The 23919-nt window shown below is 66.4% G+C and carries 28 protein-coding genes and 1 pseudogene; 15 read left to right on the top strand and 14 right to left on the bottom strand.

Features of this window, described 5'->3' with window-relative positions; translation table 11 throughout:
• Positions 1–6: 6 nt before the first annotated feature.
• Positions 7–1365, bottom strand: coding sequence for a helix-turn-helix domain-containing protein (locus ACSP50_RS29145; RefSeq protein WP_014692880.1), 1359 nt, complete (start codon positions 1363–1365; stop codon positions 7–9).
• A 309-nt stretch (positions 1366–1674) separates the two neighbouring features.
• On the opposite strand from ACSP50_RS29145, the gene ACSP50_RS29140 reads away from it, so the two are divergent.
• Positions 1675–2370 carry a hypothetical protein gene (locus ACSP50_RS29140; RefSeq protein WP_014692879.1) on the top strand — a complete coding sequence of 232 codons (696 nt, stop codon included), beginning with the start codon at positions 1675–1677 and terminating at the stop codon, positions 2368–2370.
• Between the two features lie 81 nt (positions 2371–2451).
• Here ACSP50_RS29140 and ACSP50_RS29135 read toward each other — a convergent pair whose 3' ends face one another.
• Positions 2452–3495 carry an ATP-dependent DNA ligase gene (locus ACSP50_RS29135; RefSeq protein ID WP_014692878.1) on the bottom strand — a complete coding sequence of 348 codons (1044 nt, stop codon included), beginning with the start codon at positions 3493–3495 and terminating at the stop codon, positions 2452–2454.
• Positions 3496–3846: 351 nt separating this feature from the next.
• Between ACSP50_RS29135 and ACSP50_RS29130 the strand changes: the two genes are divergently transcribed.
• A complete protein-coding gene (locus ACSP50_RS29130) occupies positions 3847–4422 on the top strand; it encodes a GNAT family N-acetyltransferase (protein WP_052311748.1) in 576 nt (191 codons plus the stop codon).
• Positions 4423–4529: 107 nt separating this feature from the next.
• Here the strand turns inward: ACSP50_RS29130 and ACSP50_RS44295 are convergent, their stop codons facing one another.
• Both ACSP50_RS44295 and ACSP50_RS45195 read right to left on the bottom strand, forming a co-directional pair.
• The gene (locus tag ACSP50_RS44295) at positions 4530–5003 is read right to left on the bottom strand and encodes a transposase (protein ID WP_014692876.1); all 474 of its coding nucleotides are present in this window, start codon (positions 5001–5003) and stop codon (positions 4530–4532) included.
• Between the two features lie 3 nt (positions 5004–5006).
• Positions 5007–5144 (bottom strand): helix-turn-helix domain-containing protein, encoded by a 138-nt coding sequence (locus ACSP50_RS45195; protein ID WP_369809694.1) that lies wholly within the window; start codon positions 5142–5144, stop codon positions 5007–5009.
• On the opposite strand from ACSP50_RS45195, the gene ACSP50_RS44290 reads away from it, so the two are divergent.
• Positions 5106–5360, top strand: coding sequence for a hypothetical protein (locus tag ACSP50_RS44290; RefSeq protein WP_231956741.1), 255 nt, complete (start codon positions 5106–5108; stop codon positions 5358–5360). The two genes, ACSP50_RS45195 and ACSP50_RS44290, sit on opposite strands and share 39 nt — an antisense overlap.
• 70 nt (positions 5361–5430) lie before the next feature.
• Here the strand turns inward: ACSP50_RS44290 and ACSP50_RS45190 are convergent.
• The 3 genes and pseudogenes from ACSP50_RS45190 to ACSP50_RS29115 all read right to left on the bottom strand — a co-directional run.
• Positions 5431–5829: pseudogene (locus tag ACSP50_RS45190) on the bottom strand (ISL3 family transposase); the annotation flags it as partial.
• 273 nt (positions 5830–6102) lie between these two features.
• Complete coding sequence (locus tag ACSP50_RS43190; RefSeq protein ID WP_014692874.1) at positions 6103–6351, bottom strand: DUF389 domain-containing protein; 249 nt, start codon at positions 6349–6351, stop codon at positions 6103–6105.
• 194 nt (positions 6352–6545) lie between these two features.
• Entirely contained in the window at positions 6546–7163 is a 618-nt protein-coding gene (locus tag ACSP50_RS29115; RefSeq protein ID WP_014692872.1) for a hypothetical protein, read from the bottom strand.
• Between the two features lie 563 nt (positions 7164–7726).
• On the opposite strand from ACSP50_RS29115, the gene ACSP50_RS29110 reads away from it, so the two are divergent.
• A complete protein-coding gene (locus ACSP50_RS29110) occupies positions 7727–7945 on the top strand; it encodes a hypothetical protein (protein WP_014692871.1) in 219 nt (72 codons plus the stop codon).
• A 224-nt stretch (positions 7946–8169) separates the two neighbouring features.
• Here the strand turns inward: ACSP50_RS29110 and ACSP50_RS29105 are convergent, their stop codons facing one another.
• Positions 8170–8841, bottom strand: coding sequence for a hypothetical protein (locus tag ACSP50_RS29105; RefSeq protein WP_043515655.1), 672 nt, complete (start codon positions 8839–8841; stop codon positions 8170–8172).
• A gap of 434 nt (positions 8842–9275) precedes the next feature.
• On the opposite strand from ACSP50_RS29105, the gene ACSP50_RS42455 reads away from it, so the two are divergent.
• The gene (locus ACSP50_RS42455; RefSeq protein ID WP_155123660.1) at positions 9276–10007 is read left to right on the top strand and encodes a hypothetical protein; all 732 of its coding nucleotides are present in this window, start codon (positions 9276–9278) and stop codon (positions 10005–10007) included.
• Between the two features lie 317 nt (positions 10008–10324).
• Here the strand turns inward: ACSP50_RS42455 and ACSP50_RS42450 are convergent, their stop codons facing one another.
• Together ACSP50_RS42450 and ACSP50_RS29100 are read right to left on the bottom strand one after the other, a co-directional pair.
• Positions 10325–10501 carry a hypothetical protein gene (locus ACSP50_RS42450; protein WP_155123659.1) on the bottom strand — a complete coding sequence of 59 codons (177 nt, stop codon included), beginning with the start codon at positions 10499–10501 and terminating at the stop codon, positions 10325–10327.
• Between the two features lie 121 nt (positions 10502–10622).
• The gene (locus tag ACSP50_RS29100; RefSeq protein ID WP_014692868.1) at positions 10623–10916 is read right to left on the bottom strand and encodes a YciI family protein; all 294 of its coding nucleotides are present in this window, start codon (positions 10914–10916) and stop codon (positions 10623–10625) included.
• Between ACSP50_RS29100 and ACSP50_RS42445 the strand changes: the two genes are divergently transcribed.
• Positions 10909–11277, top strand: a complete 369-nt coding sequence (locus ACSP50_RS42445; protein WP_155123658.1) for a hypothetical protein — start codon at positions 10909–10911, stop codon at positions 11275–11277. The genes ACSP50_RS29100 and ACSP50_RS42445 overlap by 8 nt on opposite strands.
• A gap of 73 nt (positions 11278–11350) precedes the next feature.
• Here ACSP50_RS42445 and ACSP50_RS29095 read toward each other — a convergent pair whose 3' ends face one another.
• Positions 11351–12424 carry an alkene reductase gene (locus ACSP50_RS29095; RefSeq protein WP_014692867.1) on the bottom strand — a complete coding sequence of 358 codons (1074 nt, stop codon included), beginning with the start codon at positions 12422–12424 and terminating at the stop codon, positions 11351–11353.
• 163 nt (positions 12425–12587) lie between these two features.
• Here ACSP50_RS29095 and ACSP50_RS29090 point away from each other — a divergent pair, with 163 nt between their 5' ends.
• From ACSP50_RS29090 to ACSP50_RS29075, 4 genes are all read left to right on the top strand, one after another.
• The gene (locus ACSP50_RS29090) at positions 12588–13154 is read left to right on the top strand and encodes a TetR/AcrR family transcriptional regulator (protein WP_014692866.1); all 567 of its coding nucleotides are present in this window, start codon (positions 12588–12590) and stop codon (positions 13152–13154) included.
• Between the two features lie 412 nt (positions 13155–13566).
• A complete protein-coding gene (locus ACSP50_RS29085; protein ID WP_014692865.1) occupies positions 13567–15183 on the top strand; it encodes a methyl-accepting chemotaxis protein in 1617 nt (538 codons plus the stop codon).
• A gap of 124 nt (positions 15184–15307) precedes the next feature.
• Positions 15308–15571, top strand: a complete 264-nt coding sequence (locus tag ACSP50_RS29080) for a hypothetical protein (RefSeq protein WP_014692864.1) — start codon at positions 15308–15310, stop codon at positions 15569–15571.
• Positions 15572–15627: 56 nt separating this feature from the next.
• On the top strand, positions 15628–16140 hold the full coding sequence (locus ACSP50_RS29075; RefSeq protein WP_014692863.1) for a GAF domain-containing protein: 513 nt from the start codon (positions 15628–15630) through the stop codon (positions 16138–16140).
• 424 nt (positions 16141–16564) lie between these two features.
• On the opposite strand, the gene ACSP50_RS29070 is transcribed toward ACSP50_RS29075, so the two are convergent.
• Complete coding sequence (locus ACSP50_RS29070; protein ID WP_014692862.1) at positions 16565–16984, bottom strand: STAS domain-containing protein; 420 nt, start codon at positions 16982–16984, stop codon at positions 16565–16567.
• Positions 16985–17398: 414 nt separating this feature from the next.
• On the opposite strand from ACSP50_RS29070, the gene ACSP50_RS29065 reads away from it, so the two are divergent.
• From ACSP50_RS29065 to ACSP50_RS42440, 3 genes are all read left to right on the top strand, one after another.
• Complete coding sequence (locus ACSP50_RS29065; protein WP_014692861.1) at positions 17399–17695, top strand: hypothetical protein; 297 nt, start codon at positions 17399–17401, stop codon at positions 17693–17695.
• Positions 17696–18059: 364 nt separating this feature from the next.
• Positions 18060–19178, top strand: coding sequence for an IS630 family transposase (locus ACSP50_RS29060; RefSeq protein ID WP_014692860.1), 1119 nt, complete (start codon positions 18060–18062; stop codon positions 19176–19178).
• Between the two features lie 22 nt (positions 19179–19200).
• A complete protein-coding gene (locus ACSP50_RS42440) occupies positions 19201–19596 on the top strand; it encodes a hypothetical protein (protein WP_155123657.1) in 396 nt (131 codons plus the stop codon).
• 592 nt (positions 19597–20188) lie between these two features.
• Here the strand turns inward: ACSP50_RS42440 and ACSP50_RS29055 are convergent.
• Positions 20189–20953 carry a hypothetical protein gene (locus ACSP50_RS29055; protein WP_155123656.1) on the bottom strand — a complete coding sequence of 255 codons (765 nt, stop codon included), beginning with the start codon at positions 20951–20953 and terminating at the stop codon, positions 20189–20191.
• Between the two features lie 488 nt (positions 20954–21441).
• On the opposite strand from ACSP50_RS29055, the gene ACSP50_RS43565 reads away from it, so the two are divergent.
• Complete coding sequence (locus ACSP50_RS43565; protein WP_014692858.1) at positions 21442–21921, top strand: NUDIX domain-containing protein; 480 nt, start codon at positions 21442–21444, stop codon at positions 21919–21921.
• A gap of 197 nt (positions 21922–22118) precedes the next feature.
• Positions 22119–22589: a permease-like cell division protein FtsX gene (locus ACSP50_RS29045; protein ID WP_043512382.1), complete on the top strand. Its 471-nt coding sequence runs from the start codon at positions 22119–22121 to the stop codon at positions 22587–22589.
• 240 nt (positions 22590–22829) lie between these two features.
• On the opposite strand, the gene ACSP50_RS29040 is transcribed toward ACSP50_RS29045, so the two are convergent.
• Positions 22830–23363 carry a prepilin peptidase gene (locus ACSP50_RS29040; protein ID WP_014692855.1) on the bottom strand — a complete coding sequence of 178 codons (534 nt, stop codon included), beginning with the start codon at positions 23361–23363 and terminating at the stop codon, positions 22830–22832.
• Positions 23364–23919 lie beyond the last annotated feature (556 nt).

The following is a 23919-nucleotide window of genomic DNA, read 5'->3' as shown; positions in this document are numbered from 1 at the left end:
AGCAGGCTATCGGCCGGCGATGACCGCGTGCAGGTCCCGGGCGGCTGTCACCGTCCGCCGCTGGGCCGGAACGGATGCGACCACCGTGGCGGCCCGGCGCAAGATGATCGCCGGGCGATAGTCGGCGGGCAAGTCCAGCAGCACGGTCTGCGCGTGCGTGACGCCACCGCCGATGTCACCGGCGACGACCATGCACCGGGCCCGATCCAGCTGCACCAAGGCCGGGTCAAGCATCTCTCCCGGGCCGAACGCGGCGAGCGCCTGGTCCTGGGCCTGCATCGCGGCCCGGGTGTCGCCCAGGTTGGTGTAGGCGTCGGAGGCGTAAAAGTGCAGCTGGCCGAGAGTGAACGTGTTCGCGGTGTTCCCCATCTCGGGCCCGTCCGGGCAGGCAGGAAACGTGTGCTGCGCCTGCTGGAGAGCATGACGGGCGGTATCCGCGTCGCCAGTGACGGCGGCGGTGCGGGCCATGATGGCCCACGCCATGGCGGACAGCCGGGACGGGTGGCGGCGGGTCAGCATCTCCGCTTCGGCGGCCACGGTCGTCGCGGTGACCGGATCTCCCAGATGCAGCGCGGTCACCGCGGCCCGGGTCGCGACCCATGCCCGCAGCACCGGCTGAGCGGTCTCGTCGGCCGCGAGGCGGGCGGTGTGCAACCACTGCCGGGCCTGCCGGTAGCGGCCCTGGTTTACCGCCACCATCGACACCAGCCCGGCCAACTTCGCGATCACCACACACAGGTCCCGGCGCTGCCCGGTCGGTAGTTTCCGGTCGGCGAGCCGCCACGCCTCCTCCAGGTCGGCGAACAAGTCGGCGAGGAAAACCGGCCGATGGTTGTCGGTTTTGTAGAGCCGGCCGTGCTGGTCGGCGACCTGCAGCAGGTGGTCGATGGTGGCATCGCTGACGGTCGTGGCCGACAGCGTGGCATCGACATTGCGGCGCAACTCATCGGCCGCGGCAAGCACGTCGGCATTGTCGGCCGTAGGCCCGGCCGGCGTCAGTGACGTTGCGGCAATCGGCCGGATGTCGCAGTCGATCCCCGCCAGATCGGTGTCATAGATCGTGAACAGCGCCTGCAGCGAAGCAGGGCTCGGGCGCTCCTTGCCGGTTTCCCACCGCGAAACCGTGGTCGCCGCCAGCCGACTGCCGGCGCCGAGGACCTGCCGCAACCTGCCGACCAGGTCACTGCTGGTCCAGCCGCGCGCCAGCCGCTGGGCCCGCAGCCTGCTGTGCCCGCACCGCTGGATGATCGTGTCGACCAGCGCGGTCAGCGGCCACCCGTCGGTGGTGGCCTGCGCCCGCAGCGCCGCGGTGCACCGGCACCGGGGCGAGTGCGGCATCGACATCTGCCCGGTCAATGTGTTCACGACTCCACCCAACCACGCCGTCACACTCGCAGCCGACCGTGAATCACCCGCACGGTGCCGGCTGAAATTGCGGTATCCGCACGTTCCGCCGCCGCCACGCCCGCACGGACGACAACATGCGCGCACCGTGCGCGGGCACCGATTGCCGCCTGCTGCGAGATGCGGGATTCTGCCTGGCAGATCCCGCCGATCACGAGTCCTCTCCCCGTGAGGCCTCACGTCGGCGGGAACCATCTCGCACAGTCCGCCCAGCCGCCGTGGCCCTGGCCCCGCCAGCCGCCCGCGGCCCGACCCCGGAGCGAATCCGCGATGCATCCCAGCCTGCCGCCTCCCGCAGACCGCGCCGTCACGCCGGCCGCCGCGAGCCGCACGCTGCCCCCTGCCCGGTTCGCCCAGGCCATCCTGCTCAACCCCGGACCGGCCATCCGCGCCCTCAACCGCAGCACACTGCCGGCAGGCCAGCGGCTGGCCCTGCTGGCCGAGGCCCTTTTGAGGCTGGGCCGGACCGAGCCGGCCATCACCGCCGCGATCCAAGCCGTCACGGTTGTCGGCGCCCAACGCCCGATGCCGGCCACTGACCTGCTCGCCGCGAGCACGGTCTGCACCGACATTGCCGTCTGGGTCGGTGACCTCGGCGCCGCCCGAGCCTGCACCACCCTCGAACAGCTGGCGCTCGACTGGGACGACCATCCGCGCCGGTTCCTGGCGGTCGCCCTGCGGGCCGTCGCGCTGTACCAGCACACGTCCTGCCGGACCGGGCTAGCGTTGCTGGACCGGCTGACCGGCTTCTACCAAGCCCGTAACAGCAGCGACCCCATCGGCCAGACGCTCACTAGCACCGTCCGCCTGATGACTGACATCTGCGCCAGCTCGCACCGCCCGCCCGCGCCTTTGCGTGCCGACCCGGTACCCGGCGGCCTGCTGCACCCCGACATCACGCACCCGAATGCCGGCTACCTGCAATCGCGGCTGCTGCGCCACCCGGGCCGGCACACCTGCCAATGACATTCCTCAACCCGGGCGCTCACTGTGACGACAAGATCAGGCGGCGGCGGGGCGAGCCGGTGTGTCTGCCTGGCTGGCTGATCACCGTCCGGCCGCGGATCCAACCCGATCACCGCTGGCGGTCTGTTCGAGGGTGATGTCAGCTGGGCGCAGATCCATCCGGACCCTGATCAGGCGCGCCCCGTGTCGGGCTCGGCCGAACGGCCCGTCGATGGCCGTGTCGACCTCGACCTCGACAACGGCTGTCGGTTCCACCGGCGTGTAGGTTAACGGCCGCCGGTCGTTGAACCGGGCGGTCCATGCCGTTGGCAACGGTATTGGCCACGGATGCCCGGCCTGCGGGCCGCGGAATACCAGAGCGTGCAGGACCGCGGCGAGGTCAGCGCGATGCTCGGGCCGGACCGGATGCGTTTGGCCGGTATACCGCAGCGTCCCCGTCCGGTCGTAACGCCCGAGAAGAAGGGTCACCGGATGATCCACGGTCCCGGTCACCCCACCCACCACGTATTCGGCGGTGTCCCGAGTGCGGACCTTCGTCCACGACCGGGTGCCGGGACGGTACCGTTCATCAATCTTCTTGATGACGACGCCTTCAATTCCGGCGGTACCGAGGTCCTGCATCCAGCCGCGTGCCACCGCCGGCACCGCAGTCTGGGGACACAACACCAGCTGCGGCGGGGCGGTCCGCAGCATCCGCTCCAGCTTCGCCCGGCGCACCGACAGCGGCTGATCCAGCAGCTCGGTGCCGCGCCCGTCGCGCAGAAGGTCAAAGGCGACCAGGTGAGCGGGATGTTTGCGGGATACCTCAGCGATCCGCCGGCCGGCCACGAGGCGGCGTTGGAGCAACCCGAAGCTGCACCGGCCGCGATCGGGATCCCAGACCAGGAGCTCGCCGTCGAGGACAGCCCTCGGCGGTAATGCTGCGGTCAGCGGACCAACAAGATCAGGAAAGTACGCAGTGAGGTCTGTGCCGTGGCGCGACTGGACGCGCACACCATCAGCGTTTCGCCAGATGATGGTCCGGAAACCATCCCACTTCATTTCGTAGATCACAGGGGTGGCGCCCGGTTCGGGAAGTGCCCGCAGTGACGCAGTGCCGACAGGGACGACCGGCCAGTGCAGCACGAGGGCCCCCTCTGTCCGCGGGAAACCTCACGCTAGCCCCGGCCATGCACCGTTCACCTGGGAAAACGCAAAATCAGATGACGGCCGCGGCCGCGGGAAGGTGACCGGCCGCCCTCGGGTCCTGTGGCGCACGGTGATGGCTGCGGCCGAAGGAGGCGGGAGCCTGCACCGTGATTCTGACGGGTAACGGTGGGTTCTGGCACACGAAGTGTGACTGATCTTGGTTTTGGGGGGTGAAGCCTCGGTACTCCGGCGTGGCGCAGGCATGGGCGGTATCGCGTTGATGCCGCCGACGCGGTGGCGGGGGTTATTGGTTTGGCACCGTCAGCGCAGATCGTTACCTTGCCCGCCATGACCCTTCGTATTGAGCAACCGCATCACTATGACCCGGTAGGTGCTGTCCATCGAAGTGCCTTCGGTGGACAGCACGGCAGCACGGTGGCCGAGCTTGTGGACGCGTTGCGGCGCGATGATCCGGCAGCACTCTCACTGGTGTCTGAGCAGGCGGGCGAGGTCGTGGGGCACATCATGTTCAGCAGGGCGCTGCTGGACGCACCACGGCAGCTCGTGGCGGTTCAGTCTCTGAGCCCGCTCACGGTCGCGCCGCAGTGGCAACGCCGAGGAATCGGTTCTGAGCTCATCCGCGGTGGTCTGCAACGACTCGACGAGGGCGGTATCCCGTTGGTGTTCCTGGAGGGAGATCCCGGCTACTACTCCCGTCTGGGGTTCAGCCCCGCAGTGGAGCAGGGCTTCCGTAAGCCCTCGTTGCGGATTCCCGATGAGGCGTTCCAGGTCGTAAAGCTGTCGGCCTACGAGCCCTGGATGGTCGGGACGTTCGTCTACTCGAACATCTTTTGGGAGCATGACTGCGTCGGCCTGCGTGAGGCAACGCATAGCGATATGGGCGTCTTGTCAGGCACTGAGTAGGACTCGTTTGCGGAGCAGGTCGAATCCAGCGCGGCCGTACATCTGTCGTTTGATCATCTTGATTCGGTTGACGTTGCCCTCGACGGGACCGGAGCTGTGGGGCAAGGTCAGGCCGCCGTGACGGCGTCGAGGTCGTTGGTCAGGCCGGTAGCGAATCCCGTGAGGCCGGGCAGTGCTGCCTGCTGAGCGGCGGTAATCCAGACGCTGAGCTGGTTTCCGCGCAGGTTAGTCAGCATGCCGGCGAACGAGCGCACGAGGTCGGCAGCGGTGGCCAGTTCCGGGCAGCGGTCAAGAAGGGCTCGGAGCCGGTCGCTGTCCCGCTCGACAAGGTGATCGGGATGGCGGCAGATCCAGCCGGTTACTTCGCGGACCGACGGGAGTTTGACCATCACGCTCAGATCCGGGCGGGCGCGGTGCTGTTCGACGAAGGCGCGGACGATGCCGTAGCCGCCGTTGAAGCCCTGTGCGGTGATCTCGCGGTGCAGGACTGTGGCTTTGGAACAGCCTTCGCTGATGCGCCGGAGGAGATGAGCCTTGAACGGGTCGAGGCTGCTCGGGCGTGGTTTCTGCCCGACGATCATCTCTTACCAGGTAGCGGCACGGGCGTAGCGCTGCACGGTGTGCCGGCCCCAGCCGAGGTGCCGGGCGATCTGCCGAATTCCGGCACCCTCGGCGAGCAGGCCATGAACGAGCTGGTGGTGTTCACGGCGGCGCTGTGCCATCGCCCCGCGGGGTTCCGGTACCTCAGCTGCAGCGGCCCGATCACCGCCCGGTGTGGTGACTGGTTCCCGCAGGCAGTCCTTGTGTCGGGCGACGCACCGCTCGACGACCTTGGCGAGGTTCTGCCACAGATGGAACCGGTCCGCGACCTGCACGGCGTCCGGTGCACCGGTGCGGGCTCCTTCGACGTAGGCGCTGGCCCGGTGCCCGGCAGATGACCTGCGGCTTTGCGTGTTCGGTGAGCCACTGGGCGAGCGGGGCGGCGTCACGGCCAGGCAGCAGGTCAACGACCCGCCCGTCCTCGCAATCAATCAGGACGGTGCCGTAGTTCTGACCTCGCCTGATGGCGAAATCATCGACGCCCAGCACCGTCACCGGCGACTCCGGTAGATCCGGCAGTGCCCGCACCAGCCGTACCAGGGTGCTGCGGCTGGTCACCATCCCCATGTCCGCGGCAAGCCGAGACCCGGCCCGGCCGGCGAGAGCCAGACCGATCCGCGTGAACGTCTTCCGCAAACCATGGGTGCTCCGCAACCGGCGGCGGGTCAACCCATCGACTTGCTCAGCGAACGTCCGCACCGCGCAGCCGGCGTTTCCGCAGACGAACCGGCGGACCCGCAGCCAGATCCGGACGGCTGTCCCGGCGACCGGAACATCGGCCAGTTCCCGCCAGTAACGCCCGTGCACCCTCTTCGTTGCCGAGCCGCTGGACAGGCAGGTCGCCGAGGAGGCTCGGACGCTGGCCCACAGCCGCACACCGACATCCAACCGCTCAACCCTTTCGATCTTAAGGGGGCTGAGATGCGGCAGAAGCTGCTGGACCGTCGCGTCACACAGGAGCGCAACGAGCCATCAACGATGGCCGATCACACTTCCTGTGCCAGAACCCACCGCAGGCCGCCAGAATCATGCACCGCGGTCGCGGTGATCCCTGCCGACCCGGGTTGTCAGCAAGCAGTATCAGGCTTGTGTGGTGCGGCGCTGGCGTTTGCGGTGAATGCCGACGACGAGATACGCGCAGGCAAAGACGATGAGCGCGTCGTGAACCCAACGCAGGGCCGCGCCGCCGGCCGTGGCCGGGTCACCGACGACCAGCGCGTACCCGCCGAGCGCCGCGGCCGGTACCAAGCTCAGGGCCATCATCACGCCGGCCAGCAGCACCGACCGGTTCACGGCGATCAGCAGGGCACCGGTGAGGCCGACAGCCACCGTGGCGACAGCTTCCGTCCGGGTGATGCCGCCCCAATAGTGCAGCAGAAACCGGCAGGCAGGAAGCGCTCCCCGCCGGCGATCGCGTCGACACCGATCAGCCGCAGCACCAGCCCGGTGACCATGGCGCGCGGGCTTCCTAGCGGCGGCCGTGCCTACCGACTCGCCCGCGCGCCGGGACGAACTGGTGTCGCTCAGGCCTTCTTCTGCCGGCCGACAGGGATGGCGAACCCCTGCTCACGAAGCTGGTTAGCCCAGTTGCCGATCGTGCCGATCGACTTGCCGTACTCCTCAGCGAGCGCCTTGAACGAGCCCAGGGTATTAAGGTCGGTGAGGAACTGCTCACCGCTCGGCCGCTCACTCCGGCGTCCCGACGCCGTGCGGACAACCGGTGCTGACGTCGCAGCGGCCGAAGCCTTGCCGGTCTTGCCGGCACGCCGACCGGTGGACTTCGCCGCCCGAGTGCGCGCCGGCCGGGCAGCCGACACCGGTTCGTCTACCGGACCCGAACCCGGCTCGGCGGCGACCTGAGGCTCCGCCTCAGCTCCCCGCTCCCCAGCGGCCGCTACCGGTGCCAGGGTCTGGTGGCCTGGCAAAGTCCCCGGATACTGCGTAGGCGTTCCCGCAACAACATCCTCAGAGGCGATATTCGACGGCATGCCAGCGCCCGGATTGTCCGCGGACACGGGACCGCCATTGGTGTCCGCAAGCGCCGCTGACAACCACACCAAGACACGCTGTTGAGCACTCGCGTCGAGCGGAGACAACAACTCGAACGCAGTCTGCATCGCCTGAAGTTCTTGCAAAGCCATGTCTTCTCCACCTTCAACGTCGCGACCGCGACAGTCGCGTCGTGACTGCGCATCCGATGAGCGGGTGAAACGCTAGATCGCCCAAACGCGATCATGCCTCAAATTAATGATCACACATGCCATCGAGTGCGAGTCTGCCCGGGCCTACCAACGCATACGCCACCAACCCCCGTCACCCGCTCGGTCGTTGGCACCTCTGCCGGTAACACTGAGGGTGGTCAAGGCGAACACGGCGTAGGAGTTGCTGATCAGGCCCAGCTCCCGGAACGCCGCCCACGCCAAGAGTCGTGATCAGTAGGAGGCGCCCGGGCGTTCCGGCGGCGAACGGAAGTCGCGGGAGGTGAAGGCCGCTGTTAGAGCCTCTCCATCCGCTCGGCAAGATCAAGAAGGTCCGTTTCGCATCACGCCTACTGACTTGGCTCGCCCAGAACGGCGGGCTCACCGTCCGCCAGCGCAAGCAGCTGCGGAGCCTGTTCCGGGTTGCGGGCTTTGAGGAAGTGGAATCGGCAGGCGCGCTATGGCTCCAGGACGGTCCCGCAATAGCGCCTGAACTACTGAAGGCCTTGCCGAAGTACCTGGCCGACGACCTGTACGCGCCCCAGGCGCTGCGCGTCCTCGCACTGATGGGGCCGCATGCGCGGCCGATACTTCCCTACCTGGATCGGTTCTTGGCCTCGCGGCAGCGGGTGGACCTCACCCTCGGCGACCTCGACGCCGATATGCGTGCGGACGACATGCTGCTCGCCGCTATGAGCGCCACCCGCGAGCAGATCACCAGGTGAATCGGGTCGTCTGGGACTCACAGGCTGCCACTGCACGTCAACGAAGCCCATGGCGCGATCTGAGCCCGGGAGCTCAGGCCCGCCATGGGCCGGCGAGGAACACCACGCGGTCCTCGCCTTGCCGCCGAAGCAGGCACCACCTGGTCCAGCTACGCCCCTGGCCGCGGCCGTGACCAGTAGGTGCACCACATCGGGGAGTTGGCCACTCGCACGAGGGTTGAGCGCTATGCCAGCTGCGAGGGATAGCCGATATAAGACAAGTCGGCGATGAGAGCGGCTGTCGATCGGTCAGCGTTCAGGCGCCGCACCAGGCTCGTGGTCAGCGGGGACAACGCGAGGATCTCGCGGACGGCATCAAGATCTACGGCCTTGCCGTAGTAGTCCTCGGCGAAGCGGTGGTAGGCCAGGCCGGTCGGATCGAGCAGCACGGAAAACAGCCGTTCGGCGCCGTCAGGATCGGGACGGTCGGGAAAGTCGATGTCGCCGGCATGCCAACGGTCGTCGTCCGTTTGCCGCCACAGACAGACCGTCGCTTCCAGCGTGCCTTCGTAACTGAACGCCGGTTCGTTCACCGCGGCAGAGAAGACGTCCGGCACCGTGTCGACCAGTCCCGGCCACAACTCCTCATTGTTCACGGCCGGGCTCATCGAAGATTCATGATCGAATCCCCAAAGAAAGGCGCCTGCAGGGGAGAACACGATCGACCAGGCGTCCCCGGAGCCGTTGTCCATAGACGCTAGCTCCTCGCCCTCCGACCAGGCCGACGTGAACGAGTAGTACCGAGACTCCTCTTCCGGGCTCAGGATCGCCTCAAGCACCGCCAACGCGCGACAGCGCTCCCGCAGAGTCGCGATATCCGGCAGGCTTCCAGCAACATCATGAGCGGTCACTGCCACATTCAACCCCACGCGCCCGGCCGTCCGGCCTGTCCCCAGGCACTACGGAAAGTGATGGAGAGGACGGGATTGGTAGGCGAACCCGTGACAGTTGAACACGCGGTCTCACCAGTAGGGCGGCCCGTACTGGGTCGGCGACCTGATGACCCTGGTGGCCGGGCCCGAGTTCGCCGCAGCGGTGACGAGCGGCAGGCCTGGATGGCCGCCAGCCTCCACGCCTTCGACAGCGCCCGCCGGCTCGGCTGGTTCACCGAGGACCTGCCTGCCGCGGCGGCCGCCGCCGGTGTGAGTTCGGGCAGGCTATCCCGGTGCTGGCGTGTCCTTCCGCAGTCGCGGTTCTATAACCGTCGGGAGGGCGCGCAGGACGCATCTCAAGAAGGTCAACATGTCGGTTCTGAGGTTGGAGAACCGTTAGGCCCCCTACGCTTAAGCGCATGCGTCCCGCCATGCTTGCCTTGCTTGCCGTTGCCGGCATTCAGGCCGTAATCTTCGGTCCGGTGGCAGCAGCGGGAAATCCGCCCGATGACGCCTGCTTAGAAGGCTACGTCTGGCGGGAGGCATTTGTCGGCGACCACGTATGTGTGCCCCCTGACTTGCGTCGTCAGGCCTGGGCAGATAACGAAGCAGCCGCCTCCCGAACGGTGCACATTCCGGCTACACCACTTACCCCAGTGAGCAGTGATTTCTGCCAAGAGCCGTATGTATGGCGCGATGCCAGGCCCTCTGACCAGGTCTGCGTCACCCCTCAGAACCGTCTTCTTAATCAGTACTACAACAAAATGGCTCCGCAGAACCGACTGGATCTGAAGATTACCGTGGGTCGCTGGTGGCCGCAGCCTGTGTGCGGCGCGGACAACATATGTTCCTCCGATTCGACTGACGATATTCCGCGCTTCCGGGTTTCCGCCTCTCAGTTCAGCGTAGGACCTGTCACTATCCGTCTGCACGAGACCTCAAGTGGGAAGGTGCTGTGGGAGCGAACCGTCCAGTCCACCCCGCGACCATTCAATTTACCGGGCGGCTCGTTCACCGTTGACATTAATAGATATGACTGTTCTTGGTTCGGAAATGATGTTCCTCTGGATGCTTATATTCAGGCTGAAGATCACGGTAGCGGCGGGCTCTCTCCAGCAGTGCCCGTACGGACCGGCTGCAGGGTCCTATAAAGCCTGTTTCTGGCCTTCACGGCGATGCTTATAGTACGTGGATGGCGGTCAGTATGGCGGCCGTCCATAGAAGCGCGCGCTTGCTGCAGTCCAGCGACAGCTCCGCGAGGGCCTTTCGCAGGGCGCTCGCGATGGCCACCGCGGAGGGCGGCTGAGTTCCTCAGCCTTAGCTGCAGGATGTCCAAACACCCGAACGGCCTGCATGGTCGCTGCACCCGGCATGCCATCAATCCGGTCGAGCTCGGTCGCGACGTCGCCGATCATCGGGGCGTATTCGAACAGCCGATCAATGATGGTGGTGATCTGCTCTTCCACCGTCAGTCCTGGCTTGCGGCAAACAATCTTCCAGCTGTGGAAGCGGGTCGCACCGGTTCCACATGACGGCTGCCCCGGATCACGACCTCATCAGGATCAATCAGCAACCGCGCGGTGGTCTCAGCGGCCGACACCTGGTTCGAGGAGAGCGCGAAGTAGGCGTACTGGTGCACGAGCATGCGCCGGACACTACTGATGGCAACACAGTAAGACGCACGAATAACCGCTAGGACTTGACCCTTCGCGCTATCGGAGGTCTACCCAAGCGCAGGGCCTCCTTGGTCGCGCTGGTCAACCACGTCATCCCACCGGCATCAGGAAGTCCAGCCGCGGGTCGGTCGCGCCCGGCGTGATTTCCAGGATCTCGGCGTCGACGACCCGGTGGATGACGAACGGGTCGGCGTCGACCCGTTGTTGCAACTGCGGTAGGGACGTGTTGTGCGCCAGCACCGCGCCCCCGAGTTGTGGCTGGATGCCGCCCACGAGCAGGAATACCTGATCTTCCAGACCTTGCTTGATCCACTGCTGGTGGCCGGGCATGTGCTCGCCGGCGGCGGCTTTGTTTTCGGTGAACCGGAGCAAGACGATGAACATGCCGTTCCTTTACGGGTTGGGTCTTGGCGGATGTGACGATGCGGGCGGCGGGCAGGATTTCCCCGAGTTGCGCCTCATGTTGCAGGAGATCCCGGTCACCGAAGGCGTCGGCGAGTGTCGCAAGGCCCTGCTGGGAAGCCGGGACATAGGCCGGTGTTTGTACGAACCTGTTTCGGTACCAGCGATCGAACTTCTCTTGGCTTCACCCCACTGCGTACCAAGACCATTCGGCGCCACCTTTGGCCTGCGGATTCTTCTCTTTGGCGCGCTCTTGGCCCGGAGTCACTGGTACCGAAAGAAGTTCGCCCAGTGGGGCCAAGTCTGGTTCTTCGAAACAGGCCGGCGATTGTTAACGCGGTAGATCGCGTCCAGGGTTCGTCGCCGCATGTGACGTCGCCGACGACCTCGGGTTTGGGGATCTGTTTCAGATGAGGTCAGGCGTCGTACGTGGGGTAGTCAATGTATCCGAGTGGGCCGCCTGTGTAGTAGGTGGACGGGTCGGCGGTGTTGAGGGGGAGGCCGTCGCGGTAGCGGCGGACCAGATCGGGGTTGGCCAGGAACGGGACACCGAAGGCGATGAGGTCGGCGGCGCCGTCCCGGATCGCTGTCTGGGCACGGGGGAGGTCATATCCGTTGTTGGCGATGTAGGTGCCGGTGAACGCGTCGCGAAGAGCGCGGTAGTCGAGGGCGCTGGTTTTCGTCGTCATGTCACCTTCGAGCATGTGGACATAGGCGAGGTCGCGGGTCCGGAGCTGTTCGAGGAAGTACCGGAAGTGCGCCTGTGGGTTGGTATCCGCCATCGAGTTGAAGCTGTTCTCGGGGGTGAACCGCACTCCCACCCGGTGTGCCGGCCACACTGCACACACCGCGTCGAGGATCTCGTTGAGCAGGCGCATCCGGTTGCGGGGACTGCCTCCGTACGCGTCGGTGCGGATGTTTGTCGCATCGCGCAGGAACTGGTCGACGAGGTAGCCGTTGCCTGCATGTACTTCGACGCCGTCGAATCCGGCGTCGAGCGCCCGTTTGGCGGCATGCTCGAATTGAGCGACGATCTCCGGCACCTCGTGGGCTTCGAGTTCGCGTGGCATGACGAACTCCTGAAGCCCCGAAGGCGTAAAAGTCTGGCCCGACGGCCGTAGCGCCGATGGCGCCACCGGGGTGCTGCCGTCCGGCAGCAGGCTCGGGTGCGAGATCCGCCCACAGTGCTGCAGTTGGACGAAGACGCGACCTGATTCTGCGTGGACCGCCTCGGTGAGGCGGAGCCAGCCGGCCGCCTGGGCCTCGGTGTGAATGCCGGGGGTGTTGGGGTAGCCGACGCCCTCGGCCGAGACGGGAGTGGACTCGCTGATGATCAGGCCTGTGGTAGCACGCTGACGGTAGTGGGTGACCATCATCGGCGTGACGACCCCGTCATGGTCGGCGCGATTGCGGGTCAGCGGTGCCATGACCATGCGGTTCGCGAGGGTCAGATCTCCCAGAGGGAACGGCTCGAAAAGGCCGGTTGACAAGGTGACCTCCGCTGCTATCTCTTCACTAGGACGGGCGTCCCAGGCCGAAACATTAGGACGGGCGACCTAAAGACGTCAAGCGGGAGCGCTCTTGCCGACGCGTCACGTAGGACGGGCGACCTAGCCGGGTGTTAGAATCTGCGTCCTGACGAGGGGGTGTGTGATGGGCGGCGTCAAGGCGACCCGAGAGCAGATCATCGAGGCGGCCGATCGGCTGTTTTATCAGCAGGGGTACGAGCACACCTCGTTCGCCGCGATCGCCGAGGCCGTCCAGATATCGCGAGGGAACTTTTACTACCACTTCAAGACGAAGGACGACATCCTGGCGGCCGTGATCGATGCCCGTCTCGCCGAGAGGCGGCGGATGCTCGAGCGATGGGAGACCGAGGAGCCCACACCTGCCGGGCGGATCCGCAGGTACATCGAGATTCCGCTGACCAATCGGGCTGATGTCCAGATGTACGGGTGCCCGGTAGGCACTTTGACCACCGAACTGGCGAAGTTGAATCATGCGTCGTTCGCTGAAGCCAACAGCGTGTTCACCCTGTTCCGCACCTGGTTGCGTGAACAGTTCGCGTTGCTCGGGCACGAATCGGAGGCCGATGCACTCGCCATGCACGTCATAGCGTTCAGTCAAGGCGTTGCGACCTTGGCGAACGCCTTCCACGACGAAGGGTTCATCTGGCGCGAGGTCAAGCAGATGTCCGACTGGCTAACCGCCTACGAGTAGGACCGAACCATCCGCCCACGCCTGGAGCGGCAGGAGGATTTGAAGATCTGGGCGGGCGGGCCCGCTGTACGGGCAGGCCCTGGCCGGTTGTCGCCGGGTGCTCGGTGACGACCCACCCGATTACCCGAGTGGTGCAGGAGAATTGGTCATCGCTCTGAAGCGGTGAACCTGAGGCCTCCCCGCCGCCGGACTGGCGGCATGGTGAACCGGCCGGTGATCCGGGCAGGGATCACCGGCCGGGTCCACCTGGGTGGGTGGACACGGTCGACCGTCAGACTTATCGGCAGGGCTGCTGCCGGTCTGAGATGGGTTGCATCTCGGGTGCGCTGCTAAGCCGGGTTGTCGGGTAGGTCGAAGAGGCAGCGAGGGTAGCGGGGGCAGCCGCAGCCCCTGAGGCTGAAGGACCACTCTGATGGCCCGTACTGATGGTGTCGTGCGCCGTACCGGGAACCCGGCCGGCCGTTGGTTCGCTGATCTTCCGGTGGCGGTGAAGATTTTCACCGCGGTGGGTGTCGTCGCGGCCGCGGCGGTTGCTGCGGGCTTGCTGGCGATCGCCAGTTTGGCCGCCGTGTACCGCAGCGGTGAGGCCATCCAGCAGAAGAGCCTGGTCCCGGCGGTGCAGCTGGCCCAGTTGCGTCAGCAGGCGTTGACCGCCCGGATCGCGGTGCGTGACGTGGCGCTGCTGGCGGACAAGAAGGCCGCGCAGGCCAAGCTGGATGCGGCCGACAAGGCTGTCGCCGCGGCGGCGGCCGCCTACCGGGCCGACGCGAACGACCCGGCCGGCGTCGACGAGTTCACCCAGCTGTGGCAGCAGTACGTCAATGTGCGGGACACACAGCAGCTTCCGGCGGCGCTTGCCGGCGATTACCCGACGTTCGAGAAGGTGGCCACCACCACCGCCAACCCGATCATGACCAAGGTGATGGCCGCGCTCGACACCGCCGGCGCCGCCGAGCAGGCGCAGGGCGTCGCGCGGGTGACGGAGGCCGCTGACACCTACCACCACGCCCGCACCAACCTGATCATTCTGCTCAGCGTGGGTGTGCTGGTCGGCGCGATCGTTGCCGCGTACACGGTGCGGTGCATCGTGCGGCCGCTGCGCGAGGTCGGCACAGTGCTGACCGGGATGGCCGGGGGTGACTTGACCGGTATCGCCGAGGTGGGCTCCCGGGATGAGATCGGCCGGATGGCCGCCGTGCTGACGCAGGCCACCACGGGTGTGCGGGAGACGGTGCGGGCAGTCGCCGAAACGGCTGACGGCGTCGCGAGCTCGGCCACTCAGCTGGCGGCCACCAGCACCGCGATCGCCGGGACCGCCGAGGACACCTCCGGCCGGTCGCAGTCAGTCGCGGCCGCGGCCAGCCAGGTGTCGGCCAGTGTGCAGTCGGTTGTCGCGGGCGCCGAGGAGATGTCCGCGGCGATCCGGGAGATCGCCGAGTCTGCCTCGGATGCGGCCCGGGTCGCCGCGTCGGCCGTTGATGCGGCGGCCAGCGCCTCGGGCACGGTCACCCGGCTTGATGCCTCCAGCGCCGAGATCGGCAACGTGCTCCAGCTGATCACCGCGATCGCCGAGCAGACCAACCTGCTCGCCCTCAACGCCACCATCGAGGCCGCCCGCGCCGGCGACGCCGGTAAGGGTTTCGCCGTGGTCGCCAGCGAGGTCAAGGACCTGGCCCAGGAAACCGCCCGCGCTACCGAAGACATCGCCGCCCGCGTCTCGGCGATCCAGTCCGACGCCCGCGCCGCCGCCGGCTCGATCGGCGAGATTTCCCGGGTGATCGAGCAGATCAACCAGTACCAGACCACGATCGCCGCGGCGGTCGAGGAACAGACCGCCACCACCGCAGAGATCGGCCGCAACATCGCTCAGGCAGCGATCGGGGCCGGTGACATCGCCGGCACCATCGGCGGCGTCGCCGACGGTGCCGCCAGCACCAGCGCCGGGATGACCGAGGCTCGCACCGCGACCGCGGAACTGTCCCGGGCCGCGACCGGCCTGCAGGACCTCGTCCAGCGCTTCCACTACTGAGATCCGCCCGGGCGCCGGACAACCGACGCGCTCAGGGCCGCCGCAGCAACGTCGCCGGCAGCCCGTAAACACCGCACCCGCCACCCGGCCGCGCCCCGCGATTGCCACAGCTAGGAGTCCTGCAATGACCATCCCCGGCTACGACTATGCGCAACCTACCGAGAAAAGCCTGCTCACCGCGCTCACCGCATCCGTCGGCGCCGACGCGGCCAGGGCTCTCACCGACCTCGCGGTCAAGAAGGCCGGCCGCCGAACCTCGGCCAGCACCGACGACCTGGTCAAGATGACCGAGTACCTCATGGAGCTCGGCGACCTGGTACGCGTCACTGCCCGATCCGAGAAGATCCGCGCCGTCACCTACCGGGCGTTGCACGACACGGTGAAGTAAGCCCGGCTCACTGCCAGCTGCACCAGGCCCTCCCGCACCATCCCCAGGAGAACACCATGTCCGCCGCTCCCGCCGCTCACACCCTGACCGATCCTGCCCGGATGCGTGTCCTGGCCGCAATCGACTTCGACAACCCCGCCCTGCGCGCCGGGCTCAACCACGTTGCCGAAGACACCGCACAAGCCACCGGCATGCCGATCAGCCTGGTCACCTTGGTCCTCGACACCTCACAGCTGTTCGCCGGTTCCACCAGCCTTGACGGCTGCTGGATCGCCGCGGCCGGCGGCACCCCGATCGAGTGGTCGTTCTGCGTCAACACCGTCACCACCGGACAGCCCTACGTGATCCCCGACATGGCCGCGTCCACACACGCCGCCAACCCGCTGGTGACCGTCGACAACGTAGCCAGCTACGCCGGCGTGCCGATCGTCCTCGCCGGGCAGACCGTCGGCGCCCACTGCATCATCGGCGTCACCGCCCAGCAGTTCACCGCCGACCAGCTCCAACAGCTGCACACCGGAGCACAACAGGCCGGCGCTCTCCTGCAGCAGTTCAGCAACCTCACCTGAGCGATATCCCGCCGCCGATTTACCGGCGAGACGAGCACCCGGGCACGGGCTACACCGAGACGAGAGCGCCCGATGGCTTGAATTCAGATCCGGCCCACTCTGAGAGGCAAACTCCTGCCCGAGCACAACAGGCGACCCTCAGCCATGCACACACCGGCTGAAGCACCGAAAGCCGTACCTATCGGCACTGGCGACGACTGCCTTGAGGACAACGGCGCAGAATCAACGCGGTCTCCGGCACGATCACGCCGTGTGTGATGCAGGTGTGATCGCCGGGCTGCAGCCGCGACAGGATCATGCCCCCGTCGACAGGGTCCGCGACCCTGGCTGACATGCCGCCCGGGTACGACGGCGCAATCACTGCCCCCGCCGACTGCCCGCCGGGCGGCGACAGCGCGGCGGTGAGACCGTGACCGAACCGTTGTCAGACCTCAGGCTCAGGCGGCCCTTGAGGAATCTCAAGGTGACCGGCCGGGTTGAGCGGGCCTGGACACCCGGATTGTCGCTCGCATGCCGCAGTGTCGAGGTGCCACTGCATGCCGGCGATGCGCAGCATCCAGCAGACAGTCGCACTGGCAGCCACCAGCCGCAGCCGCTTGCCTGACGCTGTGACGGCACGCTCCAACGTCCGCAGACCGGCACAGTCGAGAAACGACACGTCCGCCAAATCCAGGTCGATGTGGCCGACCCCGGCCGCCAGCGCTTCGGCTAAGGCCACGCCGAGTATCCCCGCAGTTGCCAGATCGAGTTCACCGGCGACGCGCACCTGAATTCCGCGCCGGCTGGCGACGGTTTCAACCTGCAGCGCCGTGGCTGCCATCTGCATCACCTCGTGATTGACCATAGTCCCCGTCAATAGCTGGCAGGGATCGTGAAGACAGCCCGGTGCAGACCCCAACCGGACGAACCCGATCGGGACCGCCCCGGGACCCCGCCGCCACGCGAACCACCAGCGAAGACGGAGCGTCGAAATCCCTGCGGCGCAAGATTCTGTCTCCGTGATCAGCATTGCCACGTCATACAGGAAAGCGACTCATCAGTAATTTCAAAGATTGGCTGATGCCCGTTCATGTATGCAACTTGCACATATGAACAATACTGCATTTCGCGGTCGGCGCTAATATCACGACCTGGCTTCCCGTCGGAAGCCGTTTGCAGGAAATTTGACTTTTGTTTTATCTGTGATTACTGATCTTCGTGGAGGGGATTAGAGCCCCCGTTCGAGCAACACCCCCTACGGTTGAACGGAGATTCTCTGATGCGTATCCGTACCGCTGTCGCCGCCCTCGCCCTGACCGCCGGCGCCGCCGCCGGCAGCCTCGCGCTGACCGGTCCTGCCATGGCGACCCCGCAGAACGGCCTGGTCAACGTCTACGTCCAGGACGTCGCCAGCGGCAACCAGGTCATCGCGCTGCAGAACGTGCCGGTCGACGTCGCCGCCAACGTGTGCGGCCTGACCGTCAACGTGCTCAGCACCGAACTGCTCTCGGGCAACCACGCCGTCTGCACCGCCAAGAACACCCCGACCACCAAGTCCTGGGTTTCCTACAGCTGAACCAGCAAGCCCGGCGACTTCCCTCGACACCCCCTACGCCGAGGACCGTAGCAACCGGGCACCGTGATACCTGCGGCCAGATCAGCTAAGTAATCGGCAGCAGGCAGCCTCACGCCCCCTACGGCGTGAGGCTGCCCGCATATCCACCCTCCACCACCCGGGCAATTCTCGCTGAGCACCACCGGTGGACAGTCCAAGATTTTCCACCCTGCGGCCATATACCGTCGGCTCGACAAGGTGGCTAGTGCGTTGACCACGAACGTTCGCCGGGTCGATGACACGCCGGATCACTTCCACCGGTAACTGCTGGGGACACCTCACTCTCAACGGCAGTGACATTCGTCGTGGAGAGTGAGGTAGCGGGTTGGTCGAGCCGGTCAGGGCACGGCGGTTGACGCAAGAAGAAGGCCGCAAGCTGCAACAACTAGTCCGCAGGGGCAAGCACGATTCGGTCCGGGTGCGCCGGGCGTTGATCATCATGGCGTCCGCGTCCGGGACACCAGTGCCGGCGATCGCGAGCCTGATCGCCGGGCATGAGGACACCGTCCGCGACGTGATCCACTCGTTCAACGAGATCGGCTTACGTGCGCTGGACCCTCAGTGGGCGGGAGGCCGTCCCCGCCGGATCAGTGACGACGATGAAGCGTTCATCGTCGCGACGGCCACGGCCCGCCCGAGCACGCTCGGGCGGCCCTTCACCTGCTGGAGCCTGCGCAAACTCGCCGATTTCCTGGCCACCGACGCCACTCGCGAAGTCATCATCGGCCGGGAACGGCTGCGGCAGATCCTGCGCCGTAACCAGGTCAGCTGGCAGCGGACCCGGACCTGGAAGGAGTCGAAGGACCCGGACTTCGACGCCAAACTCGACCGGATCGAGGAAGTCACCACCCGATTCCCGGCCCGCAGCTTTGCGTTCAACCAGTTCGGGCCGTTGTCGATCCGCCCGCACCACGGCCGCGGCTGGGCCCCGCGATCGCATCCGGACCGGCTGCCGGCGGCCTACCATCGCACGCACGGCATCCGCTACTTCCACGGCTGCTACAGCCTCGGCGACGACCAGCTCTGGGGCGTGAACCGGCGACGTAAAGGCGCAGACCACACCCTGTCCGCGCTGAAATCGATCCGGAAAGCGCGGCCGGACGGCGCGCCGATCTACGTGATCATGGACAACCTGTCGGCGAACAAAACGCCGACCATCCGGGCCTGGGCAGTTCGTAACAAGGTCGAGCTGTGCCTGACGCCGACCAGCGCGTCCTGGGCCAACCCGATCGAGGCGCAGTTCGGGCCGCTGCGCATGTTCACCATGGCGAACTCGAACCACCCGAACCACACCGTCTTAGCTCGCAAGCTGCAGAAATACTTGCGCTGGCGCAACGCCAACGCCCGCCACCCCGACGTCCTGGCCGCGCAACGCCGCGAACGAGCCCGAGTCCGCAGCGAACGCCAACAACGCTGGGGCCGACCCCGAACCAAGGCCGCCTGACGATCAGACCCGGTGAACGTTCGTGGTCAACGCACTAGCCGGCTTCAGCGTGATCGATTCCCCAGCCGGCGGGCGTGTTGCTATCAAACCGGTGGGTCAGTCGCAGGGGCTGGCTGTGCAGGCCGGCGAGGTTCTGCTCATCGGGCAGGTCGAGCCTGATCCGCGTCGGCGGATCACGATTGCGAATTTGGCGGCGGCTACTGCTGCTGGCGCGGACCCGAGGCTGGGCCTGTCGGCCGTCGCTATCACGCGCTTCTTCCGGGCGGCAGTCGCCGACGCCGCCACGTCGCCAAACCCGTCACTTCGCCTGTGGTCAGCGTTGATCCGAGACGGTGTTCCCAGCAACACCTGGCGGCAATCTGATCCGGGTAGCCTGCCACTTGACCCGCTTCAAGCTAATCCGCATCCGGAGCGGTAAGTTCCGCGTCAGCCGCCGTCTGGACCGGCTGCCATCAACGCTGTCGCCCCACGCGTGCGGGCGCCCGCCTCGACCCTGGCGAGGACGGCGCGCACATCGGCGACACCGCCGATTCGGCGGTCCCCGCTCCACGACGCGCCCACGCCAACTCCCCACGCCTGTCCACGCTGCGGGGAAGTGCAGCTCAATCCGTGGATCCTCGATCCGTTTCGCGGTCGAATCGAACATCCGTACGATGGTCAGCGTAGCCTATGCCGCCTCGGTGGCAAGTGGGATGGTGTGACGGACAGCGATAGTTGTCACCAGGACAGCGATAGTTGACACCTCGCCGGCCATGGCCGGCTGAGGTCCGCCCGAGCGCCAGACGTGTACGGGTAACCCTCTGTTACCAACGTGGGAGCTGGCCACCCAGGATCTGTAGAACGCCTTTAGCCGATTAGCGGATGCCGCTGCACCGGCCTCACCGTTGTCGGCGCCGACCTTTTCGCCTCCGAGGACCGCCCGGCGGCGATTGCCGCACCTCTATCGTCCTGGCTGCGGGTAGAAGTCCTGCCTCCACGGCCCCATTGATATCAAGGCGCGGAATTACGGTTCAAAGAATCCAGAAGCACTTTTCCTCGTGCCGATCCGGTAGATCCAAGCGGTAGGGAATTTTGCTGGCCTCCACGATCTCCCGGATTTGCGCGGCCCGCCGCTTCAGCTCCAATACGGTGGGTTCGCGCGCAGGCCGGGACGAACCCGGCACCGGACGCCGGAAGGCTGCGTCGGGATCGAGGTCGTCCACGGTGTAAGTGACCGATTCGGGGCAGCCGACGGCCACGGAATGCCAAGACATCTTGTCGCCGAAGATCCGATAGCCGAGGTCGGCTAGCAGCTTCTCGAGGATCTGGAGCCGTTCCGCCGCCGAGGCAGGCTCGGTCGTTTCCACCGACTTGAGGGTCGGCGCCTTGCGGTACCGCGTGTTGACTCGGGCATCCCCACCCTCGTGCCGCACCCAGAAGGCGTGGAGGAGATCATTACGGCTGCGCAGCACGTCCGGCGCCCGCACAAGCACCTTGATTAGCTCGCGGGTGTCCTCGGTGTGGGAAAAGCTCGGCTCACGCAATACCGCGAGGCAGTTGTCGACGAGCCAACCAGCATTCTGTCCGGACGCGACAACCGAGGCTCGCCGGGTGCCCATGAGGGCCACGAAGATCTGCTGGAGGCACACCTCAACTGCGCCCGACGATTCGGCGATCGCCCCCATCGACTGCCACCGCAGTAGGACTGAAGCAGGGATGACCACCTGCTCGGCGAGATCGGGGTCCTCCGAGAACCAGCGATCCAGTCCCAACCATGATCCGTCTTCGAGTCTCACCGATCCATGGTGCTAGTCCACCGGTAGATCTGTCTATCGCCTTCGGGGCCGCCGGTCCGCGCAATCCTCATCAGGATTACGCCCACGGCGATCGCGCCGACGATGCCGACGCGGCCTGTGACACCATATGATTTGGTCTGCGCGTGCTATATGGAGGTTGCGGCGAGCCGCAGTCGCCGCTTGGCGCAAACAATCATGACCGTAACCTGCCGCTGGACCTCGATCCGGTGTAGCCGCGATCCGGGCAGTTTGACACGACGGGTCACCACGCACGGTAAGGGCCGCAGGCGGCTTACGCCGCCCCGGGCACTCCGTGGACTCCTGGACGCACGAGGCGTTAGGTGACAACTATCGCTGCTCGTTGGTGACAGGTAGCGCTGTCCGTTCCGGAGCCCGTCGAGGTCAGCCGGTGTATCCGGTGACAACTATCGCCGTCCGTCACAGATGGACCAGGTCAGACGACCTGGCGAGGCGACAGGGGAGCCGGCGTGGGGAACGTACGACCCGAACGGGAGATCCCGCTGGCGCGGGCTACATATGTTGCCGCTGCGGGCCGTTACCTCAACGCGGTCAGAAACGTAGCGGCCCGCGGCGTTCCGATCGATCCGGGGGATCCGGTGCGGGAGTGGACGGCCGCCGACGCCGCCGCACGAGAGATCCGCGAAGAACTCGGACTTGATCTGAGCCCCGGCCGGCTGCTGGTTGTCGACTGGGTGCCCGCCCAGCCGGACGGACGGCCACCGCTGGCCAACTACATCTTCGACGGCGGCCAACTCACCGCCGACCAACTGCACAACCTGCGGCTGCCCGCCGACGAACTGACCGCATGGCAGCTGACCACCGCCGCTGAATGGCCCCGCCTGCTAGCCGAGCACCTGGTTCGCCGACTGCACGCCTGCGCCCACGCGCTGGCCACCAACACCACCGCCTACCTGAACCACGGATGGCACCCCACCGACCCGACCTGAGCCACCCGCGCCGCACGGTTGCCCGGGTGGCCCGGGCAACAACGAACGGACATACCGATGACCGACACGCCGACCAACCTGCTCCACTCCGTCCGGCTGGACATCCCGGTCGCCACCGCCGTCCAAGGGCTGCGCAGCGCGCGTAACCGGGTCGAGTTGGATTGGCGCGCACGGTAATGTCGCGGCTCGTGCGAACTGTGAAGATCATCGTTGCCCTGTTGCTGCTGGTGGCCGGGTCGGCCGGCTGCAGCCTTTTCGGTGACGACGCACCCACGCGGGACGAGCAGATTCAAAAGATCCTCGATGAGAACGCTGAATTCACCGTGTTCCTGCGTGACGACGCCACCGACGCCCAGCGCAACGATGTCGAGGCGGCGCTGCGGGCTCTACCGGGGGTCACCGAGGTCAGCTACGTGAATCGTGACGAGGCCTACCAGCAGATGACCAAGCTCTTCTCGGCGGATCCGGCATCCGTGGCCGACGTCAGCAGGGACGCGCTGCCGGAAAGCTTCAAGGTGAAGATGAGCGACATCGCCGCGGTCCGCCAGATCCGCGACGAAGGCACGGTCGGCAAGCTGCCCGGCGTGGAAAGGGCGGTCTTTACCTGCCTTGACGTGCAAGAGTGCAAAAAGATGTCCACGCCCGGTCCGACGGGATCACCGAGCTGATGTGATTGATCGGCTTCGTGCCTGCACGGAGGTCCAGCCCGGCGGCACCCCGTCCGTGCGGAGTCTGCCTAGGCACCCGATGCCCCTGGCGCGCCATCGACTTGATCGGTCCCTCCACGGCGCCGCATTGTCGCCAGCATTGATCCGGATAGCGGCAGCCAGCGTGTTCAACCGTACTAGGTGAGCTACCGCGGACCCAGATCGTGCCGGCGATAGAACGGGCAAGTCCAATGCCCAGGACTACTGCACCGTGGGCATCAGGGCGCAGACGACCACGGCACCAGCAACCAGAAATGGTCCGAACCGGACGGCCTGCTTCCGGTGTGCGCGGCCGCGGAGGATGACGAATATCAGGGCGAAAGTGAATGACAGGAAGATCCCTGCATACGCCGCCGCCCAGCCGAGCCAGCCGAGTGCGATGCCGGCGACACCGATCGCCCGAACGTCACCCCAGCCCAGCTGGCCTGGCCGAACCAGCGCAACCAATCCGAACAGAACGGTCAACACAATTCCCAAGGCCAGCGCCTGAAGCCACGAGGTGAACCGGTGCTGCGCGAGAGCCGGAATCAGAAGCCCAGCCAGTAGCCCGGCACCCCAGAACGCGGTGAGAAGGTTCGGGAGACGGCGCACGGCGATGTCGACGCAGGCCAGGACGACGCCGAGGACGGCGAACCACAGATAGGCGGTCCGTTCCAGGTCAGATCGGGCTCCGAACAGCACGAGGCCGGCGGCGACGAGCGTGCCGGCTTCCAGCCACCATGCCGCCGGTCCCACCGGGACCCTGCAGCGCGCGCATCGGCCGGTCACAGTGGTGCCCGGCCCGCTCAGGGCGAGCAGTGGTGCGCCGCACCTCGGGCAGCGACGCTGCGGGGCGGTGCCGAAGGGCACGCAGTATGCGGTTGCAGAGGCCCGCAGCCATGCCAGCGGAGACAGCCGTCGGCCCCAGCGGGCCAGTACGTGGTCGCCGGTCGTTCCGGTGGGTGGGAGTGAGGGAAGGGAATCATTGCTCATGACGATGTCTCAGAACGCGACCGTTCCGTCCCGCTTTCCGGGAAGTGTCCGACGGTTGTCGAGAATTCACCGTCTGTGACTGCCATTCGCGCGGCCCCCCGTTGGCTTATGCCTGCTGTATTGGCTGCTTGCGGAGGGCTTATCTGGTAACCGCAGCGCCGCCTACGACGTCCTTTGTCCGCAAAGTACCTTCACGGCCTGACATCCCATTGATCACTTTGCGTCACGTAATTGGTGATCATGAGCGTGGCTGGGAAGTTACTGCCTGGTCATGACATTGGTCAATTGCTAGAGTCCGGCCACGCGAGCGTGATCCACA

Origin of the sequence: Actinoplanes sp. SE50/110 (assembly GCF_900119315.1) — a bacterium.
In the GTDB taxonomy this organism is placed as follows: Bacteria; Actinomycetota; Actinomycetes; order Mycobacteriales; family Micromonosporaceae; genus Actinoplanes.
This window is presented reverse-complemented; position numbering and strand designations above follow the sequence as displayed.

Excerpts from the sequence above, each read along its gene's own strand:
- ACSP50_RS29130 (WP_052311748.1), top strand. The coding sequence starts at position 3,847 with ATGACCCTTCGTATTGAGCAACCGCATCACTATGACCCGGTAGGTGCT.
- ACSP50_RS42455 (WP_155123660.1), top strand. The coding sequence starts at position 9,276 with ATGCGTCCCGCCATGCTTGCCTTGCTTGCCGTTGCCGGCATTCAGGCC.
- ACSP50_RS29080 (WP_014692864.1), top strand. The coding sequence starts at position 15,308 with ATGACCATCCCCGGCTACGACTATGCGCAACCTACCGAGAAAAGCCTG.
- ACSP50_RS45195 (WP_369809694.1), bottom strand. The coding sequence starts at position 5,144 with ATGGCACAGCGCCGCCGTGAACACCACCAGCTCGTTCATGGCCTGCTC.
- ACSP50_RS42445 (WP_155123658.1), top strand. The coding sequence starts at position 10,909 with ATGAACATGCCGTTCCTTTACGGGTTGGGTCTTGGCGGATGTGACGAT.
- ACSP50_RS29075 (WP_014692863.1), top strand. The coding sequence starts at position 15,628 with ATGTCCGCCGCTCCCGCCGCTCACACCCTGACCGATCCTGCCCGGATG.
- ACSP50_RS29090 (WP_014692866.1), top strand. The coding sequence starts at position 12,588 with ATGGGCGGCGTCAAGGCGACCCGAGAGCAGATCATCGAGGCGGCCGAT.
- ACSP50_RS29065 (WP_014692861.1), top strand. The coding sequence starts at position 17,399 with ATGCGTATCCGTACCGCTGTCGCCGCCCTCGCCCTGACCGCCGGCGCC.
- ACSP50_RS29115 (WP_014692872.1), bottom strand. The coding sequence starts at position 7,163 with ATGGCTTTGCAAGAACTTCAGGCGATGCAGACTGCGTTCGAGTTGTTG.
- ACSP50_RS42450 (WP_155123659.1), bottom strand. The coding sequence starts at position 10,501 with ATGCTCGTGCACCAGTACGCCTACTTCGCGCTCTCCTCGAACCAGGTG.
- ACSP50_RS29070 (WP_014692862.1), bottom strand. The coding sequence starts at position 16,984 with ATGGTCAATCACGAGGTGATGCAGATGGCAGCCACGGCGCTGCAGGTT.
- ACSP50_RS29140 (WP_014692879.1), top strand. The coding sequence starts at position 1,675 with ATGCATCCCAGCCTGCCGCCTCCCGCAGACCGCGCCGTCACGCCGGCC.
- ACSP50_RS44295 (WP_014692876.1), bottom strand. The coding sequence starts at position 5,003 with ATGATCGTCGGGCAGAAACCACGCCCGAGCAGCCTCGACCCGTTCAAG.
- ACSP50_RS29085 (WP_014692865.1), top strand. The coding sequence starts at position 13,567 with ATGGCCCGTACTGATGGTGTCGTGCGCCGTACCGGGAACCCGGCCGGC.
- ACSP50_RS29100 (WP_014692868.1), bottom strand. The coding sequence starts at position 10,916 with ATGTTCATCGTCTTGCTCCGGTTCACCGAAAACAAAGCCGCCGCCGGC.
- ACSP50_RS44290 (WP_231956741.1), top strand. The coding sequence starts at position 5,106 with ATGAACGAGCTGGTGGTGTTCACGGCGGCGCTGTGCCATCGCCCCGCG.